Source organism: Paraburkholderia sp. BR14374 (genome assembly GCF_040948685.1).
Classification (GTDB): domain Bacteria; phylum Pseudomonadota; class Gammaproteobacteria; order Burkholderiales; family Burkholderiaceae; genus Paraburkholderia; species Paraburkholderia youngii.
In genome coordinates, this window is record NZ_JBFPKF010000001.1 from 223,095 (window position 1) to 244,521 (window position 21,427).

General features: G+C 64.7%; 22 protein-coding genes. 5 read left to right on the forward strand and 17 right to left on the reverse strand.

Features of this window, described 5'->3' with window-relative positions:
• Window positions 1–113: 113 nt before the first annotated feature.
• The 5 genes from rfbD to AB3X86_RS01010 form a co-directional block, all read right to left on the reverse strand.
• Window positions 114–1,040, reverse strand: a complete 927-nt coding sequence (rfbD, locus tag AB3X86_RS00990) for a dTDP-4-dehydrorhamnose reductase (protein WP_368594602.1) — start codon at window positions 1,038–1,040, stop codon at window positions 114–116.
• Between the two features lie 9 nt (window positions 1,041–1,049).
• Window positions 1,050–1,601, reverse strand: coding sequence for a dTDP-4-dehydrorhamnose 3,5-epimerase (gene rfbC / locus AB3X86_RS00995; RefSeq protein ID WP_368594603.1), 552 nt, complete (start codon window positions 1,599–1,601; stop codon window positions 1,050–1,052).
• Window positions 1,586–2,479, reverse strand: coding sequence for a glucose-1-phosphate thymidylyltransferase RfbA (rfbA, locus tag AB3X86_RS01000; RefSeq protein WP_013088602.1), 894 nt, complete (start codon window positions 2,477–2,479; stop codon window positions 1,586–1,588). Before rfbA ends, rfbC begins: the two co-directional genes overlap by 16 nt.
• Before the next feature lie 10 nt (window positions 2,480–2,489).
• Window positions 2,490–3,551 carry a dTDP-glucose 4,6-dehydratase gene (rfbB, locus tag AB3X86_RS01005; RefSeq protein ID WP_013088601.1) on the reverse strand — a complete coding sequence of 354 codons (1,062 nt, stop codon included), beginning with the start codon at window positions 3,549–3,551 and terminating at the stop codon, window positions 2,490–2,492.
• A gap of 385 nt (window positions 3,552–3,936) precedes the next feature.
• Complete coding sequence (locus AB3X86_RS01010) at window positions 3,937–4,848, reverse strand: GDP-mannose 4,6-dehydratase (protein ID WP_176367708.1); 912 nt, start codon at window positions 4,846–4,848, stop codon at window positions 3,937–3,939.
• A gap of 171 nt (window positions 4,849–5,019) precedes the next feature.
• On the opposite strand from AB3X86_RS01010, the gene AB3X86_RS01015 reads away from it, so the two are divergent.
• Complete coding sequence (locus AB3X86_RS01015) at window positions 5,020–5,892, forward strand: symmetrical bis(5'-nucleosyl)-tetraphosphatase (protein WP_368594604.1); 873 nt, start codon at window positions 5,020–5,022, stop codon at window positions 5,890–5,892.
• Window positions 5,893–5,928: 36 nt separating this feature from the next.
• Here the strand turns inward: AB3X86_RS01015 and AB3X86_RS01020 are convergent, their stop codons facing one another.
• From AB3X86_RS01020 to AB3X86_RS01055, 8 genes are all read right to left on the reverse strand, one after another.
• Complete coding sequence (locus AB3X86_RS01020; RefSeq protein WP_368594605.1) at window positions 5,929–6,786, reverse strand: lysophospholipid acyltransferase family protein; 858 nt, start codon at window positions 6,784–6,786, stop codon at window positions 5,929–5,931.
• A gap of 38 nt (window positions 6,787–6,824) precedes the next feature.
• Window positions 6,825–8,105: a dihydroorotase gene (locus AB3X86_RS01025; protein WP_368594606.1), complete on the reverse strand. Its 1,281-nt coding sequence runs from the start codon at window positions 8,103–8,105 to the stop codon at window positions 6,825–6,827.
• A gap of 60 nt (window positions 8,106–8,165) precedes the next feature.
• Window positions 8,166–9,191 (reverse strand): aspartate carbamoyltransferase catalytic subunit, encoded by a 1,026-nt coding sequence (locus AB3X86_RS01030; RefSeq protein ID WP_368594607.1) that lies wholly within the window; start codon window positions 9,189–9,191, stop codon window positions 8,166–8,168.
• A gap of 65 nt (window positions 9,192–9,256) precedes the next feature.
• Window positions 9,257–9,796, reverse strand: a complete 540-nt coding sequence (pyrR, locus tag AB3X86_RS01035; protein ID WP_368590163.1) for a bifunctional pyr operon transcriptional regulator/uracil phosphoribosyltransferase PyrR — start codon at window positions 9,794–9,796, stop codon at window positions 9,257–9,259.
• Entirely contained in the window at window positions 9,783–10,223 is a 441-nt protein-coding gene (gene ruvX, locus AB3X86_RS01040) for a Holliday junction resolvase RuvX (protein WP_368594608.1), read from the reverse strand. Before ruvX ends, pyrR begins: the two co-directional genes overlap by 14 nt.
• A gap of 10 nt (window positions 10,224–10,233) precedes the next feature.
• Complete coding sequence (locus AB3X86_RS01045; RefSeq protein WP_013088593.1) at window positions 10,234–10,812, reverse strand: YqgE/AlgH family protein; 579 nt, start codon at window positions 10,810–10,812, stop codon at window positions 10,234–10,236.
• A 308-nt stretch (window positions 10,813–11,120) separates the two neighbouring features.
• A complete protein-coding gene (locus AB3X86_RS01050; RefSeq protein ID WP_368594609.1) occupies window positions 11,121–12,527 on the reverse strand; it encodes a hypothetical protein in 1,407 nt (468 codons plus the stop codon).
• Between the two features lie 296 nt (window positions 12,528–12,823).
• Window positions 12,824–12,994, reverse strand: a complete 171-nt coding sequence (locus AB3X86_RS01055; protein ID WP_006047743.1) for a rubredoxin — start codon at window positions 12,992–12,994, stop codon at window positions 12,824–12,826.
• Between the two features lie 298 nt (window positions 12,995–13,292).
• On the opposite strand from AB3X86_RS01055, the gene AB3X86_RS01060 reads away from it, so the two are divergent.
• The 3 genes from AB3X86_RS01060 to cysC all read left to right on the forward strand — a co-directional run bounded on the left by AB3X86_RS01060 (window position 13,293) and on the right by cysC (window position 16,203).
• The gene (locus AB3X86_RS01060) at window positions 13,293–14,156 is read left to right on the forward strand and encodes a hydroxymethylpyrimidine/phosphomethylpyrimidine kinase (protein ID WP_368594610.1); all 864 of its coding nucleotides are present in this window, start codon (window positions 13,293–13,295) and stop codon (window positions 14,154–14,156) included.
• Window positions 14,157–14,326: 170 nt separating this feature from the next.
• Window positions 14,327–15,538, forward strand: a complete 1,212-nt coding sequence (locus AB3X86_RS01065) for a chondroitin 4-O-sulfotransferase (RefSeq protein ID WP_368594611.1) — start codon at window positions 14,327–14,329, stop codon at window positions 15,536–15,538.
• Between the two features lie 26 nt (window positions 15,539–15,564).
• Window positions 15,565–16,203, forward strand: a complete 639-nt coding sequence (cysC, locus tag AB3X86_RS01070; RefSeq protein WP_368594612.1) for an adenylyl-sulfate kinase — start codon at window positions 15,565–15,567, stop codon at window positions 16,201–16,203.
• Between the two features lie 204 nt (window positions 16,204–16,407).
• On the opposite strand, the gene groL is transcribed toward cysC, so the two are convergent.
• The 3 genes from groL to AB3X86_RS01085 form a co-directional block, all read right to left on the reverse strand.
• Window positions 16,408–18,048, reverse strand: a complete 1,641-nt coding sequence (gene groL, locus AB3X86_RS01075) for a chaperonin GroEL (RefSeq protein ID WP_013088588.1) — start codon at window positions 18,046–18,048, stop codon at window positions 16,408–16,410.
• A gap of 53 nt (window positions 18,049–18,101) precedes the next feature.
• Window positions 18,102–18,392: a co-chaperone GroES gene (gene groES, locus AB3X86_RS01080; protein ID WP_008923887.1), complete on the reverse strand. Its 291-nt coding sequence runs from the start codon at window positions 18,390–18,392 to the stop codon at window positions 18,102–18,104.
• Window positions 18,393–18,763: 371 nt separating this feature from the next.
• Window positions 18,764–19,153 (reverse strand): hypothetical protein, encoded by a 390-nt coding sequence (locus tag AB3X86_RS01085; protein ID WP_368594613.1) that lies wholly within the window; start codon window positions 19,151–19,153, stop codon window positions 18,764–18,766.
• A 320-nt stretch (window positions 19,154–19,473) separates the two neighbouring features.
• Here AB3X86_RS01085 and AB3X86_RS01090 point away from each other — a divergent pair, with 320 nt between their 5' ends.
• Entirely contained in the window at window positions 19,474–20,091 is a 618-nt protein-coding gene (locus tag AB3X86_RS01090; RefSeq protein ID WP_368594614.1) for a hypothetical protein, read from the forward strand.
• A 346-nt stretch (window positions 20,092–20,437) separates the two neighbouring features.
• Here the strand turns inward: AB3X86_RS01090 and AB3X86_RS01095 are convergent, their stop codons facing one another.
• A complete protein-coding gene (locus AB3X86_RS01095; protein ID WP_368594615.1) occupies window positions 20,438–21,424 on the reverse strand; it encodes a hypothetical protein in 987 nt (328 codons plus the stop codon).
• Window positions 21,425–21,427 lie beyond the last annotated feature (3 nt).

Consider the following 21,427-nt stretch of genomic DNA (forward strand, 5'->3'; position numbering starts at 1 on the left):
CAGGGAACCATCGCTTCGATCTCGTTATAGAACCACGACGGCGTCATGGCGAGCGGCATGCGCGGCAGCTTCGCCGCATCGGCGCTTGCGAGCCCCCGCGTCGAAACCGCGACTCAGGCGCGCGCCGCCGGCGACTTCGGAAAACCGTCCGTCAAACACAGCTTCAGCGCGTCGCGCCAATGCGGCGCGGCCAGCCCGAACACGCGCGCCAGCTTGTCGTTCGACATTCTGGAATTGGCTGGGCGCCTGGCCGGCGTCGGGTAATCCGAGGCGGGAATCGGCAGCGTGTTCGGCTTGTTCGGCAAATCCGCGAGTTCGAAGATAGCCGACGCGAAGCCGTGCCACGACGTCGCGTCGCCCGCGCACAGGTGATAGATGCCCGAACGCTCGCTCCACCACTTCGCGCTGTCTTCGGCGGCGAAGGCTTGCGCGCACAGATGCGCGCTCAGCGTCGCGATCGTGTTGCACCAGGTGGGCGCGCCGATCTGGTCGGCGACCACCTTCAGCTCGGGGCGATCGGCGCCGAGCCGCAGCATCGTCAGCAGAAAGTTCTTGCCGCGCGTGCCGTATACCCAGCTCGTGCGCAATACCAGGTGATTCACGCCGCTCGCCGCGATCGCCTGCTCTCCCGCGAGCTTGCTGCGGCCGTAGACGTTCTGCGGATCGGTCGGATCGTCTTCGACGTATGCGCCTTCTTTCGTGCCGTTGAACACATAGTCGGTCGAATAGTGGATCAGCGCGGCGCCGAGCTTTTTCGCTTCCTCGGCGAGCACGCCCGGTGCTTCGCCGTTGATGCGCATCGCCAGATCGCGCTCTTCTTCGGCTTTGTCCACCGCGGTATAAGCGGCCGGATTGACGATCAGCGCGGGACGCACGTCGCGCACCACCGCGCGAATCTGATCGAGGTTCGACAGATCGAGCCGCGAGCGGTCGACCGCGACCACGTTGCCGAGCCCTTGCAGCGTGCGCGCGAGCTCATAGCCGACCTGGCCATTTACGCCGGTGACGAGAATCGTCCGTGTCGCGTCGTGTGCGCTCATGCGTTTCCCCTATGCGTAGACTTCGGCGTCGGCGAGACGCTTGCCCGCCGCATCCTTGGCCGCGAGCAGCGGCTCGAAGTCGATCGGCCATTCGATGCCGATCGACGGATCGTTCCATACGATGCTGCGCTCGTGCTCGGGAAACCAGTAATCCGTGGTCTTGTAGAGGAACTGCGCGGACTCCGACAGCACGACGAAGCCGTGCGCGAAACCGGGCGGCACCCACAGCTGCCGGTGGTTCTCGACCGACAGCGTCACGCCGACCCACTTGCCGAAGTTCGGCGAACTCTTGCGGATGTCGACGGCCACGTCGAATACCTCGCCCTCGACCACGCGCACGAGCTTGCCCTGCGCATGCTCGATCTGATAGTGCAGACCGCGCAGCACGCCGCGCGCCGAGCGCGAGTGATTGTCCTGCACGAACTCGACGCCCGGCTCGACCTTCTCGGCGAATTCGAGCGCATTGAAGCTTTCGAAGAAGAAGCCACGCGCATCGCCGAACACCTTCGGCTCGATGATCTTGACTTCGGGCAGTGAGGTTGCGCTTACCTGGATGGCCATGCGACGTGATCCGTAAGAATGTTTTGCAGGTATTGCCCGTAGGCATTCTTCGCGAGCGGTTTGGCGAGCGCGAGCAGCTGCTCGCCGTCAATCCACTGACGCCGGTAGGCGATCTCTTCCGGACACGCGACCACCAGACCCTGGCGCTTCTGCAGCGTCGCGATGAAGGTCGCGGCTTCGATCAGCGAGTCGTGCGTGCCGGTGTCGAGCCACGCATAACCGCGGCCCATGATCTCGACGTTGAGCGCCGCGTTCGCGAGGTAGCGCGAGTTCACGTCGGTGATTTCGAGCTCGCCGCGCGCGGACGGCTTGATGTCCGCGGCGATGTCGCAGACCTGCTTGTCGTAGAAGTACAGTCCCGTGACCGCGTAGTTCGAACGCGGCTTGGCGGGCTTTTCTTCGATCGACAGCGCGCGGAACTGCTTGTCGAATTCGACCACGCCGTAGCGCTCCGGGTCCTGCACGTGATATGCGAACACGGTGGCGCCTTCGGTCTGATCGTCGGCGCGTTCGAGCTGCTTCGCGAGATCGTGGCCGTAGAAGATGTTGTCGCCGAGAATCAGCGCCGACGGATCGTTGTTCACGAACTCGCGGCCGATGATGAACGCCTGCGCGAGCCCATCCGGCGACGGCTGCACCGCATACTGGATATTCATGCCCCACTGGCTGCCGTCGCCGAGCATCGCCTCGAAGCGCGGCGTGTCCTGCGGCGTGGAGATGATCAGCACGTCGCGAATACCCGCCACCATCAGCGTGGACAGCGGGTAGTAGATCATCGGCTTGTCGTACACCGGCAGCAGTTGCTTGGAGACGACATGCGTGATCGGATACAGGCGGGTGCCCGAACCGCCCGCGAGAATAATGCCTTTGCGCGCCATTGCCGTGCCTTTACGCGCGCTGCGCGTAGTTGGTCTCGACCCACTTCCGGTATTCGCCCGAAGCGACTTCGTCGACCCATTGCTGGTTGTCGAGATACCACTGGACCGTTTTGGCGAGCCCCGTCTCGAACGTTTCCGCCGGCTTCCAGCCGAGTTCGCGCTCGAGCTTGCGGGCGTCGATCGCGTAACGGCGGTCGTGGCCCGGACGATCCGTCACATAGGTGATCTGGTCGCGATAGGAGCCCGCCGCCTTCGGACGCTGCTGATCGAGCAGGTCGCACAGCGTGTGCACGACCTCGAGATTCTTCTTCTCGTTCCAGCCGCCGACGTTGTACGTCTCGCCCGGGGTGCCCCGCGCGAGCACTTCGCGGATCGCGCTGCAGTGGTCGCCGACGTACAGCCAGTCGCGCACGTTCTGCCCGTCGCCATACACCGGCAGCGGCTTGCCGCCGAGCGCGTTGGCGATCATCAGCGGAATCAGTTTTTCGGGGAACTGGTACGGACCGTAGTTGTTCGAGCAGTTGGTGGTCAGCACCGGCAGGCCGTACGTGTGATGGTAGGCGCGCACGAGGTGATCCGAACCGGCCTTGGTCGCCGAATAGGGGCTATTCGGCGCATAAGGCGTCGTTTCGGAGAACTGCGGATCGGTTGCGGACAGCGAGCCGAATACTTCGTCGGTCGACACGTGCAGGAAGCGGAACGCGGCGCGCTCCGCTTCACCCAGCGTGTTCCAGTAGCTGCGCGTCGCTTCGAGCAACGTAAAGGTGCCGACCACGTTGGTCTGCACGAAATCGGCCGGACCGTGAATCGAGCGATCCACATGGCTCTCGGCCGCGAAATGCAGCACGGCGCGCGGCTTGTGTTCCGCCAATAGCGCGTCGAGCGCGGCGCGATCGCAGATGTCGACGCGCGCGAAAATGTGTTTGGAATTGCCCTGTAGCGACTTCAGCGTGCCCAGGTTGCCGGCGTAGGTCAGTTTGTCTACGTTGAGCACCGCTTCGTCCGACGCATTCAGCCAGTCGAGCACGAAATTAGCGCCGATGAAGCCGGCACCGCCCGTTACCAGGATCATTTAATTCCCTTGTCGATGTTAGTGACAGGCAGCGAAGAACTTGCGACCTGTTCACCCCGTGTGGTGTCTGTTTCTCTGGCCGACCGACGCGTCCCGCGGAGAGCGGACACTCAGACGCCAATTTTATGAAGCCACAATTATAAAGCTGCCCAGTGCAAAAACTAGAACCCTAACAACTTGAAACAGCTTGACAGAATTCGTTGCCGCTGGTCTGCAAAATGGAGCCTTTCGGTGCGGTTACGCGCATTTTGACGCTTGTAATGATCTGCACGACATACTATGCGGTCCAGCGCGCAAAGACCGGGAAACGAACAGGAAGAACGGGCAAAAGCACCGCGAACGGCCGCGAATGCAGACCATCAGAAGATTGCTCGCGCGAACGCGCTCAGGCCGCGAGCATCCAGCGCAGCGTATCGATGAACGGGATCGACTCGACCGCCGGCACCAGCGACTGCAATTTGGCGGGCGATCCGGCAAGCATCTTGACGTCCGTTTGCCGGACAAAGGCGGGATTGACCTGGACTTCGATGTCGTGACCGGTGAGTTCGCTCGCGGTCGTCAGGATCTCACGCAACGAATACGGCTTGCCGGTGCAGACGTTGACGATCTCGGCGGCGACATCGGAGTCGAGCAGCGCCTCGTACGCACTCGCCACATAGCGCACGTCGGAGAAGTCGCGCGCGATGTCGATATTGCCGAGTTCGATCGACGCCGCGCGACGTGCGAAGTGGCTGACGATCTTCGGCACGAGGAAGTTCACCGCCTGGCCGCGGCCGGTGTAGTTGAACGGCCGCACGATCAGGATCGGCAGACGGTCGAACCATGTGCGCACCAGCGCTTCCATTGCCGCCTTGCTGGCCGCGTAATGATTGACCGGCGTCAGCGCAAAGCTCTCGTCGATCGCGGCGCTGCTGACGTTGCCGTACACGTTCGCGCTGCTTGCGATCAGCAGCTTGCGCGGCACGTGGCCGATCGCGGCGCAGGCTTCCAGCAGGTTCAGCGTGCCGATCACGTTGACGCGATAAAAGTCGAGCGGATCGTTGTGTCCCACGAAGCTGATCGCGGCCAGATGCACGATGTAATCGGGCCGCACGGCGTCGAGCACGCGCCGGCAGTCTTCCGGTGAGGTGATATCGAGCTTGACGCGTGTCGGCGTGTCGGGCTCGTCGCGGCCGGACACCGCTTCGATCACGGTGTGCCCACGCCCGATCAGCTTCTCGACCAGATAGCGGCCGGTAAAACCGTTCGCACCGGTGACGAGCGTGCGAAATGATTGTTTCGCGGCGGGAGACGACATGCTGGCTTCGTTCACGAGAGAGTCATCCTGTTGTTGTATTGGAATAGCGCGCGGTCCATAGCGCGATATCCGAACCGCAAACGGGCTATTATGTCACGCTAGCTTGCTGCTCTGCCCAGCGTGGCACGCGTCGTGCAACACCGCGCGTATCGAATCGATCCGATTTCCTCGATGACACCCCACAACGCTTCCAGTACGTCCGCTCCTCTCGTTCCTCTTGCTTTCGGCGATCTGCAAGGCTGCCGTGCGCCGTTTCAGCAACTGCTCGCCAAGGCCGCGCCGCCGGACGGCACACCGCTGTGGTTCGCCGGCGATCTGATCAACCGCGGCCCCGACTCGCTCGACACCTTGCGCGACGTCATCGCGTTCGGCGAGCGCGCAGTGCCGGTGCTCGGCAATCACGATCTGCATCTGCTGTCGGTGTCGGCGGGGATTCGCAAGTCGAAGAAAGGCGACACGATCGAAGACATCCTCGCCGCGCCCGATGCCGCCGATCTGCTCGATTGGATCCGCCACCGGCCGCTCGCGCATTTCGACAACGGCATGCTGATGGTGCACGCGGGCGTGCTGCCCCAATGGGATACGACGCTGACGCTGGAACTCGCCGACGAATTGCAGCGCGCGCTGCGTGCGCCGAACTGGAAAGAAACGCTTGCCGGCCTGTACGGCAACGAGCCGAACCGCTGGAAGCCGGGCCTGAAGGGAATCGAGCGTCTGCGCGTGACGTGCAGCGCGTTGACACGCATGCGCTTTTGCAGCGCCGATGGGGTGATGGATTTCAGCAGCAGCGGCACGCTCGCAGCCACGCCGAGCGGTTGCATGCCCTGGTTCGACGTGCCGTCGCGCCAGACCGCCGACGTGACCGTCGTGTTCGGTCATTGGGCCGCGCTCGGCCTGATGCTGCGTGACAACCTGATCGGCCTCGACTCGGGTTGCGTGTGGGGGCAGAAGCTGTCGGCGGTACGGCTCGCGCGAAATCCTGCGGAGCGTACGTTGACGCAGGTCGATTGCGATTCGTGCGGTGTGCCGCGCGGGGGCAATTAAACAGAAGCCGGCGACGCTGCCCGGCAGCGCCGCCGCTCAGGCCGAGCGGCGCGGCTGATCGACGGGCTCGATCAGCGTTTGCGGCGTCTCGGCGGCGTCGCTCGACGACGAGGCAGCTACCACGTCGCCTTCTTGCGCGACCGTCCCCGCCACTGCGTTGCCGGCCTGCATGTCCCGCAACGCGTTCGCCACCACGTTCTGAGCCTGCGCCGCGAGCACCCGCCGGTCAGCGTTCGGTGCGAGCGGTGCGCCGACATAGACGTGAGCGGTTAGCGGACCGCCACGCAACAGCATGTCGAGCGAGTCGGACAACGAGACATCGTCGATATACGCGGGTGCGGTCGACTGCCGGCCCTGCGCATCCTCGTACATGATGCACAGCGGCTGCACCGGCACACCGGCCGACACCGCCGCCTGAAACATGTTCGCGTGAAACGGCAGCAACCCGAGCCCGTTCGACGTGGTGCCTTCGGGAAACACGCACATCAGTTCACCCGCACTGAGGCGATCGGCGAGTTCGTGCATGATCCGCTTCGCGTCGCTGCGCTTCTCGCGCTGGATGAACACGGTGTCGAGCTGCTGCGCGAGCCAGCCGACCACCGGCCATTGCCGGATCTCCGCCTTCGAAACGAACGGCGTCGGCCGCCACGCGTTGATCACGTAGATGTCGATCCACGAGATGTGATTGGCGACGACGAGCGCGCCACGATCGAGCCGCACCGCATCGTTATGCACGACAAGGCGCATGCCGCACAGCCGCAGCATCTTCAGCGACCACGCGCGATTGAGCGCGTGACGCCGCTCGGCGCTCGCGTTCGGAAAGCGTGTCGCGACGGTCCACATGCCGTGCAGCAGATGCGTGATGAGACGGATCTTGCGTAACGCGAGCTTCATGGGCGGGGCTTTCCTTGACTGGACCGAGACGATGCCGCTCAGCGCTGCTCGTACGCGAGCTGACCCGACACGACGGTCGCGCGCACCTGCGCCGGCAACTCGTAGCCGAGGAACGGCGTGTTGTGCCCCTGGCTCCTCAGCGCGCGCGGCTCGACGCGCCAGTGAGCATGACGATCGAACACGCAGAGGTCGGCCACCGCGCCGACCGCGATGCGGCCAGCCGCTTCGAGGCCGAGCACCTGCGCCGGCGCCGCGGTGATGCGATTGAGCGCGCTCGCGAGCGGCACGCCCGCTTCGTCGGCCCACTTGACCGTCAGCGACAGGAACAGTTCGAGGCCGGTTGCGCCGGGCGTCGCTTCGGCGAACGGCAGCAGCTTTTCGTCGTCGTCGACCGGCGTGTGCGCCGAGCAGATCGCGTCGATCGTGCCGTCGACGAGGCCTGCGCGGATCGCTTCGCGATCGCGCTGCTGACGCAGCGGCGGATCGAGCCGGAACTGCGCGTCGAAATAGCCAATGTCGAGGTCGATCAGATGCACGTGGTTCACGGTGACGTCGCACGACACCGGCAGGCCTTCGGCCTTTGCCGCGCGCACGAGCGCGACGCCCGCCGCCGACGACACATGCGACACATGCACGCGCGCGCCGGTCACGCGCACGAGTTCGAAGATCGTATGCAGCGCGATCGTTTCGGCCGAGACCGGCACGCCCGACAGGCCGAGCCGCGACGCCAGCGCTCCGCTCGCGGCGACGCCGCCCTTGCCGAGGTACGCATCGACGGGACGCAGCCACACGGTGAAGCCATAGGTCTTCGCGTATTGCAGCGCGCGCATCAGCACCTGGGTATCGACGATCGGCGTATCGGCCTGCGAGAAGCCGACGCAGCCCGCCTCGGTCAGCTGGACCATCTCGGTGATGACCTGCCCCTTCAGACCGACCGTCAGCGCGCCGAGCGGATATACGTGCGCCTTGTTCAGATTGCGCGCGCGGAACTTCAGCATTTCGACGAGGCCCGGTTCGTCGAGCGTCGGATCGGTGTCCGGCGGACATACGAGGCTCGTCACGCCGCCCGCGAGCGCCGCGGCCATTTCCGAGCCGAGCGTCGCCTTGTGCTCGTAGCCCGGCTCGCGCAAACGCGCGCACAGGTCGACGAGACCCGGCGCGATCGACAGACCCTGGGCGTTGAGCGTGCGCTCCGCCTGGAAGCCGGCCGGCGCCTGGCCGAGAGCGGCGATCTTGCCCGCCTCGATAAAAATGTCCTGCTGCTGTTCGGTGCCCGCTGCCGGATCGATCAGCGTGCCGCCTTGAATATGAATCTTCATGCGCTGCCTTTGTTAAACCTGTGGTTCAGCCTGTGCTTCGGCTTCCTGATGAGTCGCTGCTTAATCGTTGTTACCCGCGACGATCCCCATCACCGCCATGCGCACCGCGATACCGAACGACACCTGATTCAGGATCACCGATTGCGGGCCGTCCGCGACCTGCGAGTCGATCTCGACGCCACGGTTCATCGGGCCGGGGTGCATCACGATCGCATCCGGGGCGGCGAGCGCGAGACGCTCGGGCGTCAGCCCCCAGCTCTTGAAGTACTCCTGCGACGACGGCAGCAACGCGCCGCTCATGCGTTCGTTCTGCAGGCGCAGCATGATGATGACGTCGACGTCCTTCAGCCCTTCGTCGAGGTTGTGGAACACGCGCACGCCCATCTGTTCGAGGCCGCCCGGCAGCAGCGTGCGCGGACCGATCGCGCGCACTTCGGGCACGCCGAGCGTGGTCAGCGCATGAATGTCCGAACGCGCGACGCGCGAATGCAGGATGTCGCCGACGATCGCCACGCGCAGCTTCGTGAAGTCTTTCTTGTAGTGGCGGATCGTGTACATGTCGAGCAGACCCTGCGTCGGGTGCGCGTGACGGCCGTCGCCGGCGTTGATCACGTGCACGTGCGGCGCGCAATGCTGCGCGATCAGGAACGGCGCGCCGCTCGACGCATGACGCACGACGAACAGATCCGCGTGCATCGCCGACAGGTTGTTGATCGTGTCGAGCAGCGATTCGCCCTTGCTCGTCGACGACGCGTTGATGTTCAGATTCAGCACGTCGGCCGACAGCCGCGTGGCCGCGATCTCGAACGTGGTACGAGTGCGCGTCGAGTTCTCGAAGAACAGGTTGAACACCGACTTGCCGCGCAACAGCGGCACCTTCTTCACTTCGCGGTCGGTCACGCTGACGAACTGGTCGGCGGTCTCGAGAATGTGATTGACGATGGCCTTCGGCAAGCCCTCGATGGACAGCAGATGCTTGAGCTCGCCGTTCTTCGTGAGCTGCGGGTTGCCCTTCAGGAAGCCGTAACGGAAGCGCTCGGATGCGCTAGCGGAGGAATCCTGCGGAGCCTGGGTGGCGGTGTTCATGATGTACCTGCTTCAAATACGGACTGCAACGTGATCGAGAACGCGGCGCGTTGCTCGCGCAAGTTTCAATCGACGCGTGCTTCAGTGTGAAAAGAGAACCGCTGGCCGCCCGCGCCGTCGTCTTCATGGGCCAGCACGAGCGTCGCGTCGGCCGGCACGTCGACCACGCCGCCGACGAAGCGCGCCGCCACCGGCAACTCGCGTCCGCCGCGATCGGCGAGCACCGCGAGTTCGACCGAGGCAGGCCGGCCATAGTCGTACAGCTCGTTTACCGCCGCGCGAATCGTGCGGCCGGTGTACAGCACGTCGTCGACCAGCACGATGCGGCTGCCATCGACGGCGAACGGCAGCGAGGTCGGGCTCGCCTGCGCGTGCAGCCCTTTCTTCGCGTAGTCGTCGCGATGCAGCGCGACGTTCACCACGCCGAAGCTCGGCAGGTTCAGGTCGCGCGCGAGCCGCTCGGCGAGCCATGCGCCGCCGCTATGGATACCCGCGAGCACCGCCGCCTGGGCGCCGTCGTGCGCTGCGGCGAGCTGGTCGCCATAGGCCGCGCGAATCTGGTCGAGCAACGCGCGATACAGCGCTTCGGCGTCAATGGAACTCATGATCGTCGGAAAGTCCGTCAAGATATTGCTGGAGGATGATGCTCGCGGCTTCGGCGTCGAGCATGTCGGCGCGGGCGTTGCCGGCGCGAATTTGCGCCTCGGCCTCGACCGACGAGTAGCGCTCGTCGACCCACGTGACCGGCAGATTGAAGCGGCCGTTCAGCTGGTTGCCGAAGCGCTTCGCGAGCTGCGTGCGCTCGTGCGGCGTGCCGTCGGGGTGCATCGGCAAACCGACCACCAGCGCATCGGGCTTCCATTCGGCGATCAGCTTGCCGAGCGCTTCGAAACGGTAATCCTTGCTGCGGTTCTGCACGACGACGAGCGGCCGCGCGCGGCGCGTCAGCGAATTGCCGACCGCCACGCCGATACGTTTCACGCCGTAGTCGAACGCAAGCAGCGTCGCCTCACGTCCGGCCGGCAGATTCATGCGCGGCCCCTCATGCGTGCCCGGCCTCGCCCGACAGCATCGACAGCGACACGCCGAGCAGCGCGAGCGCCGCTTCGAGACGATCTTCGGCCGGCACGTCGAAGACGATCTTCGGATCGGCCTCGACCGTCAGCCAGCCGTTCTTCGAGATTTCGTCTTCGAGCTGACCGGCGCCCCAGCCGGCGTGGCCGAGCGTCAGCAGGAAACGCTCCGGACCGTTGCCGCTCGCGACGGCCTCGAGCACGTCTTTCGAGGTGGTCATTTCGAGCCCGCCCGGCACCGACATCGACGACGTGTACGCGCTGCCGCCTTTCGGATCGTGCAGCACGAAGCCGCGCTCGGTTTGCACCGGGCCGCCGAAATACACGGGAACATGGAGAAGAGGTTCGATCTCGAGCTTCAGATCGATGCGATTGAAGAGCGCTTCCAGGTCGATATCGGTCGGCCGGTTGATCACGAGGCCGAGCGCGCCGCGCTCACTGTGATCGCAAAGGTAGACCACCGTTCCTGAAAACGTCGGATCGGCCATGTTCGGCATGGCGATCAGGAACTGGTTGGTCAGATTGATGCGATCGGTACTCTTGGACATAGTTCGGATTTTAGCAAAGACGATGCGCGATGGCGGGCTGCTTTGAGCATTGCAACGCGTTGGGTTGCACGCTACGTGCGGCGTCATCGACGCCGGATCAAGTTCCACTCTATCACGCGCGCGACTCGCGCCATGCCGCGATCAGGCGCCGAAACACCGCGTAGAACGGCAGGTTCGACGCGTGTCGCGAAGTAGCGGGGTCGTGACTCGTCAAAATGGGTTTCAGCGGATTCGGCGCGCGTCGGTCGAGGCGTTGCGGACGCAATTCGCGCGCCACGTCGCGCGTTTGGTTCGGCCTGGCTTGCGCTTCACGCGCCGCCCTGCTCGATCGCGCGCGTGAGCGCGGTGAGCGCCGCCTGCGTGAAGCTGCCGCCGGCCGGCCCAACGCCCGCGGCGACCTTGTGCAGCGACGCGCGCAACGCCTCGGCGGCCTGCTCGAGCGTGTCGGCCGCCGGCGCGCCGACGATCACGTGTACGCGCACCGCCGGCGTCGCGACGGCCGCATGCGCACGACGCCGCCATGCGAGCCCGAGCGCATCGGCGAGCAGCGCCACGTGACCGAGGCCGAGCGCGCAGGCGGCCGAGCCGAGCCGGTAGGCGGCGTCGCCCGCCTGCAGTGCTTCGCTCGGGTCGGCTTTCTCTGGCTGATCGGCCGCGCGGGCATGCGCGGCGAGCGCCTCGATCGACGCTTCGGCGGTCTGCAGGAAATCTTCGTACGCGTTCGCGTTGACACTCAGCACGCCGAGATCGCGCGTGTGCGGCAGCGACTGCGCCTCGAGCGCGCGCGCCTCCCACAGCGCTTCCGACGACTGCGTGCCGGCGACGTGCCAGTCGACGGTCAAGCCGTAATCGTGCAGCACCTCGACCTGGTCGGCGTCCTGGGCGGCCGCGCCGAACAGCGCGTAGTCGCGCCACAGCAGCGCGAGCGTCGCGCGCACCAGCGAACGGGGCGCGCGCTCGATGCCGCGCGCGTGATCGGCGAGCGCCAGGTTGCAGCGCGCGTAAAAGCGCCGTGCCTCGGTATCGCGAATTGCGTGGCCGCGCGCGCGCAGCGCCTTCGCGCAGGCGCGCGCGAGCCGCCAGAAGTCGTAGGGATCGGGACCGGCGAGTTCGGTGAACACGGCGTCGAGCTCGTCGAGCGCGGCGTTCGTGACCGCAAGCGCAACCGCGCTACCCGTGTCGGCCTGCGAGCGCAGCACCGGCAGCAGAGCGCGCTCGTAGCGCGCCCGCAGATGTGCCAGCTGATCGGCCGATTGAGCGTGCAGGGACGCCGGGGGCACCGGCCGCGCGCACAGCGCGAGCTCTTCGAACGCGACGGCGGAGCCCGGCGTGGGTTCGACGAGTTGCGCGCACAGCTCGCGGTAATGGTTGAACAGCGTCGGCGAGCAGCTGAGCTCGCGCAGATTGTGACGTTCGAGCGCCGCGCGGAAGTCGCGCAGCGCCGCGCCGAACACCGGCCGGGCGCTTTGCGCTTCGGCCGACTCGTCGCTCGCGAGCGGCGAGAGCCGCACCAGCGCGTCGGCGAAACGCTGCGCGCTGAGCCAGCCCGCCGTGCGCAAGGCATGCGACGCACGCAGAAGCGCGGCACCGCTCTCGTGACGCTGCTCGAACGAGAGCGACGCCTCGGCGAGCGCCAGTTCCGCCGGGCGGACCGCGCCGCCGCGCGGGTTCGGCAGTGCATCGTTGGAAACGGGTGCTGCGGATCGAAGAGTCATGGGCAGGCGACACGAAGCTGACGGCGCCGTCGCTTCGCGCCGCGTGCCGAGTGAGCGGCCACCGCGCGAACCGGCGACAGGACAATGACAGACTACCGTTGCGACACGACGCGTCCGGCGATGTTCCGCGCCAGCGCGCTCAGACAGGCGCCGGGTGCGCCGGACGCATCAAGCGATTGCAGCAATTGTGCGGTGGCGACACCGCTCACTTTCGGGATTGAAGCTCAGGGTTCAGGTTCGGGACCGAACCTCGGGACACCGTTTTGGGGCCGAAGCTTCCGGGGGCTTGCCGTGCTTCAGATCTGGACCATTTCGAAGTCTTCCTTGCGCGCTCCGCATTCGGGACACGTCCAGTTGATGGGCACGTCTTCCCAGCGCGTGCCCGGCGCAATGCCTTCGTCGGGCAAGCCGGCCTCTTCGTCGTAAATCCAGCCGCAAATCAGGCACATCCAACTTTGATATTCCATTCTTTTGTCGCGTCGTTGAGTCCGTGGAAACGGGAGCCATGATGGTACCGTGTTGGCGCCCCCATGCCTAGCAATCGAAAACGCGCAACCGCAGCGTGGACCGGCCTTCGGCGGGGCGCCCGCGCGCCGTGTCAGCGCCGCTTGCGGCGTCTTGCCACGCGTTGGGCGGGCGCCAGCGACACGGTGGAGCGGGCCCTCGGGCAAGCCGCGCGAAAAAACGCCCTGTCAACGGTTTAGGCCGCATAATTGAGCCAATTGCGCACTGTGCGCCGAAATCCTGCTTTTCTTATCCATTTTCATGCCCAGCGACACGCCTCCGATCGTCCTCACCTTCGGCCTCTCCGATCCCACTGGCGGTTCCGGCCTGCAAGCGGACCTGATGACACTTGCCAGCATGGGCTGCCACGGCGTATCCGTGCTCACGGGCTATACCGTGCGCGACTCGGCGAGCTGCGATGAAGTCACCGGCCTCGACCCTGACATCGTCGCGACGCAGGCGCGCATGCTGCTCGAGGACATGCCGATCGCCGCCTTCAAGGTCGGCGCGTGCACGCGCGCCGAGGTGGTCAGCGCGATCGCGGAAGTGGTTGCCGACTACGACGATGTCCCGCTGATCCTCGCCCCGGACTTCACGCTCGACGACGAACACGTGCTCGCCGCCGACGAACTGCGCGAAGCGATCGCCGATCTGCTCGCCCCGCAAACCACGCTGCTGGTCGCCGACTCCTCGACGCTGCTCGCGCTTGCGCAGCCCGACGGCGACGCGGAGGCGCCGAGCCTCGACGCCGCGATCTCGCATCTGCTGTCGCAGGGCTGCGAGTACATTCTGTCGACCGAAACCGGCACGCACCGGCTCGTCAACACGCTTTTCAGCGAGGACGGCCAGTTGCGTCAGGACTTGTGGGACCGTGCGCCCCATCGGCTGACGGGCCTGACCGATACGCTTGGCGCGGCGATCGCCGCGCTGCTCGCCAACGGCCAGGAGCCCGCGGAAGCGGTGCGCGAAAGCCAGGAGTATCTGTACCAGGCGGTGCGCAATGCGTTCCGGCCCGGCATGGGGGCGTACATGCCCGATCGTTTCTTCTGGGCACGCGGCAGCGACGACGACGAAACCCCGCCGGCCCAAGGCAAGGGCGCAGCGCCCGGGGAAGCGCGACACTGACCTCGTCATTCATCGGTAATCGACTAGAAACCCGCTATCAGGCGGGTTTTTTCATTCAGCGCGTCTTCGCGCCAATGTAACCAGACGTGTTCCTGCGTAATTAAACGTTACAACGTCAAGGACACCTTTTGCCTAGACTTTACGCATCACTGACAGCCATATGTCCCCACATGTCTTTTCCGACCTTTTTTATCCATCCACCGAAATGCGGCGGTTCGACCGTTATTTCGTGCTTTGATTTGAACAAAGGTAATGATCAATTCATTAGCTTTGTTTGGGATCAGGATGGGTGGGGAAACTGTCGCGCGAAGCTGCTCGAGACGCAAGTCGGCGGTGGACATCATCCGTTTGGGATTCATCGGGTGATGAAACATCCGGTCAACTACTGCACGATCCTGCGCGATCCGCTCTCGCGCCACATCTCTCACTACCGGTATGCCGCGAACGGCAAGAACGGCCAAATCATGCGCGGCGTCAGCGTGTCGACGCCGGAGGCTATGGCGCTTCAAGGCGTGCTATCGCTCGACGAGTGGGTCAGCGAATCGCTCGGCGGCCGGAACCTGTTCGTGCAGATGCTGAGCGGCGAACCGGCGGTCAACGAAGCATCCCTCGCCGTCGCGCAAATCCATTTGCGCGAACATATCGGTACCGTGGGCGTCTGCGAGGACATGAGCGAATTCTTACTGCGGTTGTGCGGTTCGACCGGAATGAAATTACCGTTCTGCTTCCAAGCGAACCGCATTAATGGCAAACCGAATGGCACAGCCCTGTTAAGCGAAGCAGCAAGACAGAAATTTATCGATGACAATAGTCTTGATTACGAGCTGTTTCGCGATGCCAATCGCATCGTCGAAGCTTATGCGAAAAAATCGGGCAGCGTCTTTTCGAATGCACTCGAATTGGTCCGCGTGATCCAGGCAGAAATAGATCAGCTCGAGAATCCGCACATTTATAGCGCAACCGTTCTAGGCATCGACGGCTCATTCCTGTCGCGCGTGCATCAGGTGATCCGCCGCTTCGATCTGACGCCGATCGATATTTATCTGGAGTTCGCGCAAAGCCAGCGGCGTCCGCTAGCCGACCTGTTCGACGGCTTCGTCGACACGGTGGGGGACGGTGTAGTGCGCGGCTGGGCCGTCAACTTGAGCAGGCCAGAGCGGCAAGTGCCGCTCGAAGTGCGGATCGGCGCGCAGATCGTCGCAACCGGCCTCAGCGGCGAACCGCGGCCCGATGTGGCAAGCGCCGGCTATCCGAGTTCGAACAGCGGATTTTCAATTGCGCTGCCAGACGGCATCCCAGAAGGCTTTTGCGTTACGATCGCGGATTCCACGGAACGCCTGCACAACGCTGGCACGTGGCGACAAGGCTGGCACTGCGAGTGAGCCAAAGGAGACAGGAGAACTTATACATGAAAGAGCCGCCCATCTTCGTGCAACGCTTCACCGGCAAGATCGCGGCGCAGGACCGCATGCGCATATTCGATCAGACGCCCGCCACGATATGGCTGACCGGCCTGTCCGGCGCCGGTAAATCCACACTGGCGTTCGCGCTCGAAGAGCGGCTAATCGCGCTCGGTCATGCCTGCTATGTGCTCGACGGCGATAACATCCGCCACGGTCTGGCGAGCGACCTGGGCTTCGAGCGCGACGACCGGCGCGAAAACATCCGCCGCGTCGCGCACGTCGCCCAGTTGATGAACGATGCGGGTTTGATCGTGATTACCGCGCTGATTTCACCGCTACGCGAAGACCGCGCAATGGCGCGCGAGATCATCGGAGCCGACAAGTTCGTCGAAACCTACGTGTCCGCCTCGCTCGCCACCTGCGCAAGCCGCGATCCCAAAGGTCTTTACGCGAAAGCGAGGTCTGGCGAGATCAGCTCGTTCACCGGCGTGTCAGCGCCCTATGAAGCACCGATCGATCCTGACCTGCACGTCGAAACCGGAACGCTGAGCCCCGCGCAAAGCGTCGCGCAGATTTTCCGCTACCTGCACGAAAAGTGTCTCGGAAGATCGGCTCAGCGTACGGCTCACGTCGCGGGCGCCTGATCCGGACAAAGGGCGTCCGGAAGCGCTTGCTGGCCGCCACATCAACGCCGGCTCCAAACGAAAAAACCCGCCTGAGCGGGTTTTTTCGTTTGAGGAAACGCCTCGCGGCGCGCACCCCCCACATGATCTTCCAAGCGGGCCTCGTCCGTGATCCAGACGCGCGGCAGTTCAACCACGCGGCCGGACCACGAGGCCCGAGCGGAATTACATGTCCATGCCCATGCCGCCCATGCCGCCGGGCATGCCGCCAGGCATCGGAGCATCTTCCTTCGGCAGTTCGCAGACAGCTGCGTCGGTCGTCAGCAGCAGGCCAGCAACCGAAGCTGCGTTTTGCAGCGCCGTGCGCGTCACCTTCGTCGGGTCCACGACACCTGCGTCAACCAGGTCGACGTACTCGCCGGTCGCTGCGTTGTAGCCGTAGTTGCCCTTGCCAGCAGCAACCGCTGCCACGACGACGCTCGCTTCTTCGCCACCGTTGGTGACGATCTGGCGCAGCGGCTCTTCCATTGCACGCAGAACGATCTTGATACCTGCGTCCTGATCGGCGTTTGCGCCCTTCAGGCCAGCGATCGCCGTACGCGCACGGATCAGCGCGACGCCGCCGCCAGCGACGATGCCTTCTTCCACAGCTGCGCGCGTTGCGTGCAGTGCGTCTTCGACACGTGCCTTCTTTTCCTTCATTTCGACTTCGGTCGCAGCACCGACCTTGATCACTGCAACGCCGCCTGCCAGCTTGGCAACGCGTTCTTGCAGCTTTTCACGGTCATAGTCCGAGGTCGCTTCTTCGATCTGCTTGCGCACTTGCTTGACGCGAGCTTCGATGTTCGCTGCTTCGCCAGCGCCGTCGATGATCGTGGTGTTTTCCTTGCCCACTTCGATACGCTTCGCCTGGCCCAGTTCAGCCAGCGTTGCCTTCTCGAGCGTGAGGCCGGTTTCTTCTGCGATGACCTGGCCGCCGGTCAGGATCGCGATGTCTTCCAGCATCGCCTTACGACGATCGCCGAAGCCCGGTGCCTTCACAGCAACGGTCTTCAGGATGCCGCGGATGTTGTTGACGACCAGCGTTGCGAGCGCTTCGCCTTCGACATCTTCAGCGATGATCAAGAGCGGACGGCCAGCCTTCGCGACTTGTTCCAGAACCGGCAGCAGATCACGGATGTTCGACACCTTCTTGTCGTGCAGCAGCACGAACGGGTTGTCGAGCACGGCAACTTGCTTGTCCGGGTTGTTGATGAAGTACGGCGACAGGTAGCCGCGGTCGAATTGCATACCTTCGACGACGTCCAGCTCGTCTTGCAGCGACTTGCCGTCTTCGACGGTGATCACGCCTTCCTTGCCGACCTTGTCCATTGCTTCAGCGATGCGCTCGCCGATCGACGAATCGCTGTTCGCCGAGATCGCGCCAACCTGGGCGATTTCCTTGTTGGTCGTGCACGGCTTGCTGATCTTGCGCAGTTCTTCGATTGCGGCTGCAACAGCCTTGTCGATGCCGCGCTTCAGGTCCATCGGGTTCATGCCCGATGCGACGTACTTCATGCCTTCGCGGACGATCGATTGCGCGAGAACCGTAGCGGTCGTCGTGCCGTCGCCTGCGTTGTCGCTGGTCTTGGAAGCGACTTCCTTGACCATTTGCGCGCCCATGTTCTGGAGCTTGTCTTTCAGTTCGATCTCTTTTGCGACCGACACACCGTCCTTGGTGACCGTCGGGCCGCCGAAGCTGCGCTCGAGGACCACGTTGCGGCCCTTCGGACCCAGCGTGACCTTCACGGCGTTGGCGAGAATATTCACGCCTTCGACCATCTTGGCACGGGCGGAATCACCGAATACGACGTCTTTAGCTGCCATCTTCTAACTCCTTGAATACTTTGGATATAACCGGGGAAGTAGCGACTTTGCGCTTACTTCTGCACCACGGCCATGATGTCTTCTTCGCGCATCACCAGCAGTTCGTTGCCGTCGACCTTGACGGTCTGGCCTGCGTACTTGCCGAACAGGACGCGGTCGCCGACCTTCACGTCGAGGGCGATCGCTGCGCCCTTGTCGTCGCGCTTGCCCGGGCCGACTGCGAGGATTTCACCTTGATCCGGCTTTTCCGCTGCGGCTTCGGGGATCACGATGCCCGACGCGGTCTTGGTTTCCTGATCCAGACGCTTGACGATCACGCGATCATGCAAAGGACGAAGGTTCATACATACTCCTCTCTGATTGAGACTGAAGAACGCTGAGAAAACCCGGCTGGACGAGCCAACCGGAGATGTTGTTAGCACTCTCGTGCAGCGAGTGCTAATTATATGGACGGGTAGTGACAAATTCAAGAAGTAGGGAGCAGCCGCGCTGCGGCCGAGCTTTTGCACGACCGGCGCGGTTCCGGCGCGCCGGCGCAATCATGCGTCTGAGCTGCGAACCCAAGCAAAAACAAATACTTGCGGCGAGATTTGCGGCTTGTCGCTGCACGGCGGAGGGGCGCTATCGCAAACAAACCGCAGCCGCGCACCGTACTCGATACCGTCGGATCTGCGATTTCCAGGGAAAACCCCCGTCCGATCGAGCATGGTTCCACTCACTTCTGCGCAGGCGGGCGCAACGCGTTACCTGCCATCCACTTGAGCCGTTCGCAATTGACCTTGATACGCGCCGCGAATTCCGTCGGGTCTCGCTCGCGTAGTGCGTTCATCTGGCTATTGGTGTCGTCGGCGCGATGCCAGCCCGCGTCCCAGTGCTGATCGAAATCGGTCGCTCCGGTCAGCACCTTTCGGAGCCGCTCCTTATAGGCGCCGATGCGCTCGGGCGGCACGCCGCAAAACGCCTGCGCGAAACTCGCCCGCTCGCCCGCCGTCTCCGCGCTCATGTTGGCGTCGCTCGCGCCGCTCGCGAGCGGCGCGGCGAACGACAGCATCGACAAACAAAGCGCAGCGCAAAGCGATCGATAGCGATACGATGGATTCTTCATCTTCGACTCGTGACGATCCTTCGTGGCGACCAGGGATTGTCCCGATCTTCAACGTCGCCTCGCCGATTGTGTCCTGATTGCACTGCACGATGGCGTTTTCGCGCGCTATTCGATGCATCGCGCGGCCAAGCCGCGGTGCTACGCTCGTCAAAGCGGCATTCGCGACGTGCCCTTCCGGGGAGCCGTGGCACGAGCACCGCAACGCCACGGCCTATCGGCAGGCCGCGACAGAAACACGAGCGCCAGGCATCGACAACAAGCTCGAACACGACACGAAATCAAACACAAAAAGGCGAGACATCGCTGCGGGAGTGACTGCGATGGCATTCAAAACATATACCGTACTGACGCTATTGGTGACGAGCACTGCCGCGTTCGCGTGGCGGCCAGTCACCTATCCGATCCGAAGTCAGAGCCCTTACGAGCGCAGCATCGATAACGCGATGTGCTACGCCGAGGCGAACCGCGTGACCGGGGTCAACATGGCCCACGAGTCGCAGATTCCGCCGCGTCATCCGCCGGCGGCCAAAGGTGCGTCGACCGGCGTAGCGTCGAAACCCCCGCTTCCCCCCAGTTCCTTCTCGGCCACGCCGCTGCCGTGGAACGCGAGCGCGCCCGAAGCCGCGAGCGCGCCGCTCGCCGGCGCGCAAGCGCCTGGCGGCGCAGCGTCGGCGAAGCCCGTGAACGAAGCTGCGAACGGCGCCAGCGCGCCAGGGGCACCGGCCACCGCGACGGCGAATGCACCGCCGAGCGCATCGGCGGCGACACCGGGTGCGAGCGCGGCAGCCGGCGCGTCGGATGGAGCGGGCGCTTCGATGCAGGCCAACGCGGCGTCGAACGTGAAGCTGCCGCCGCTGCCCGCGCCCGAGCCTCCGATGACCCGCTATTGGGCCGCCTACGGCGCGTGTATGCAGGCGCGCGGTTACGTCGTCCAGTAGTTCGGCCGACGCCGCCTGCGAGCGTCGTCGCATTCATTCTTTCTAATGGCGCCGACCTTCGGCGCCAGTGGAGCGACACGGCCATGCCGCGCGACTCGACTTCCGACCAGCCATTTTTCCATCATTGCGCATACTGCGGCGTGCCGCTGCCGGGCCGCTTTTCGCCGTGTCCCGCGTGCCATGCGCTGCCGATCGATTCGTTCTATACGGACGACAAGCCCGGCGAGCGCACCGCGCGATCCCGGGCGCTGAGTACATCGCGCGCGCAACTCGACCCGCTGCGAGCGGCCGCGGGCTTGCCCGCGGACCGTGCGTCGCGGCGCTCCGCGCAAACGAAGATGAGCCCCTACGAATTGCTCGACGAGGCCACGTTCGAGCCGGGCGGACGTCGACGGCGGCATCCGCTTGCGCTAACCGCGGCCGCGCTCGCGACGCTCGGCGCCGTGTATATCGGCTTCGTTCTTCTCGACGACGATGCGAGCGTCGACACGCCAGTGACGTTCTCCGGCGCAGTGCACCCGGACACGCCTGGGCAAGTCCCTGCGCAGAGCGTTGCGCGGAATGCGGCGCCGTCGGTTGCCGCGGCGCCGACGCCTGCGTCGATCGTCGCGCAAGCGCCGCGTCCCGTGATCGTCGCGCGGCAGCAACCGGCGAATGTGAGCGCGCCTGTCGCGTCATCGGCGTCGCAGGTCGTGGCGACCGCGCCTGCCGTGGCGCGCTCGTCACCGCCCGTCGTCGCGCCCGCGCCCACCGTAGCGCGATCGTCACCGCCGGCCGTGGCGGCCACGCCGAACGTCGCGCCGTCCTCGTCGCCCGTCGTTGCGACCGCGCCCACCTTGGCGCGGTCGTCACCGCCAGTCGTGGCCACCACCTCGACCGTCGCACCATCGTCATCGCCCGTCGTGGCGACCGCGCCAACCGTAGCGCGCTCGGCGCCGACCGCCGTGGCGACCACGCCGACCGTAGCTCGCACAGCACCGCCCTTCGTCGCGTCCGCGCTAACCGTAACGCGATCGGCACCGCCAGCCGTAGCGACCACGCCGACCGTAGCTCGCGCAGCACCGCCCGTCGTCGCGTCCGCGCTAACCGTAACGCGATCGGCACCGCCAGCCGTGGCGACCATGCCGACCGTAGCTCGCGCAGCACCGCCCGTCGTCGCGTCCGCGCTAACCGTAACGCGCTCGGCACCGCCGGCCGTGGCGACCACGCCGACCGTAGCTCGCGCAGCACCGCCCGTCGTCGCGTCCGCGTCTACCGTGACGCGATCGTCACCGCCAGCCGTGGCGACCGCACCCATCCCGGCCCGACCGTCACCGTCAGTCGTTGCGACCACGCC

Bases quoted from the DNA above. Each gene is read 5' to 3' on its own strand.
- rfbD (WP_368594602.1), bottom strand. From the start codon at position 1,040: ATGAGCGCACACGACGCGACACGGACGATTCTCGTCACCGGCGTAAAT.
- rfbC (WP_368594603.1), bottom strand. From the start codon at position 1,601: ATGGCCATCCAGGTAAGCGCAACCTCACTGCCCGAAGTCAAGATCATC.
- rfbA (WP_013088602.1), bottom strand. From the start codon at position 2,479: ATGGCGCGCAAAGGCATTATTCTCGCGGGCGGTTCGGGCACCCGCCTG.
- rfbB (WP_013088601.1), bottom strand. From the start codon at position 3,551: ATGATCCTGGTAACGGGCGGTGCCGGCTTCATCGGCGCTAATTTCGTG.
- AB3X86_RS01010 (WP_176367708.1), bottom strand. From the start codon at position 4,848: ATGTCGTCTCCCGCCGCGAAACAATCATTTCGCACGCTCGTCACCGGT.
- AB3X86_RS01015 (WP_368594604.1), top strand. From the start codon at position 5,020: ATGACACCCCACAACGCTTCCAGTACGTCCGCTCCTCTCGTTCCTCTT.
- AB3X86_RS01020 (WP_368594605.1), bottom strand. From the start codon at position 6,786: ATGAAGCTCGCGTTACGCAAGATCCGTCTCATCACGCATCTGCTGCAC.
- AB3X86_RS01025 (WP_368594606.1), bottom strand. From the start codon at position 8,105: ATGAAGATTCATATTCAAGGCGGCACGCTGATCGATCCGGCAGCGGGC.
- AB3X86_RS01030 (WP_368594607.1), bottom strand. From the start codon at position 9,191: ATGAACACCGCCACCCAGGCTCCGCAGGATTCCTCCGCTAGCGCATCC.
- pyrR (WP_368590163.1), bottom strand. From the start codon at position 9,796: ATGAGTTCCATTGACGCCGAAGCGCTGTATCGCGCGTTGCTCGACCAG.
- ruvX (WP_368594608.1), bottom strand. From the start codon at position 10,223: ATGAATCTGCCGGCCGGACGTGAGGCGACGCTGCTTGCGTTCGACTAC.
- AB3X86_RS01045 (WP_013088593.1), bottom strand. From the start codon at position 10,812: ATGTCCAAGAGTACCGATCGCATCAATCTGACCAACCAGTTCCTGATC.
- AB3X86_RS01050 (WP_368594609.1), bottom strand. From the start codon at position 12,527: ATGACTCTTCGATCCGCAGCACCCGTTTCCAACGATGCACTGCCGAAC.
- AB3X86_RS01055 (WP_006047743.1), bottom strand. From the start codon at position 12,994: ATGGAATATCAAAGTTGGATGTGCCTGATTTGCGGCTGGATTTACGAC.
- AB3X86_RS01060 (WP_368594610.1), top strand. From the start codon at position 13,293: ATGCCCAGCGACACGCCTCCGATCGTCCTCACCTTCGGCCTCTCCGAT.
- AB3X86_RS01065 (WP_368594611.1), top strand. From the start codon at position 14,327: ATGTCTTTTCCGACCTTTTTTATCCATCCACCGAAATGCGGCGGTTCG.
- cysC (WP_368594612.1), top strand. From the start codon at position 15,565: ATGAAAGAGCCGCCCATCTTCGTGCAACGCTTCACCGGCAAGATCGCG.
- groL (WP_013088588.1), bottom strand. From the start codon at position 18,048: ATGGCAGCTAAAGACGTCGTATTCGGTGATTCCGCCCGTGCCAAGATG.
- groES (WP_008923887.1), bottom strand. From the start codon at position 18,392: ATGAACCTTCGTCCTTTGCATGATCGCGTGATCGTCAAGCGTCTGGAT.
- AB3X86_RS01085 (WP_368594613.1), bottom strand. From the start codon at position 19,153: ATGAAGAATCCATCGTATCGCTATCGATCGCTTTGCGCTGCGCTTTGT.
- AB3X86_RS01090 (WP_368594614.1), top strand. From the start codon at position 19,474: ATGGCATTCAAAACATATACCGTACTGACGCTATTGGTGACGAGCACT.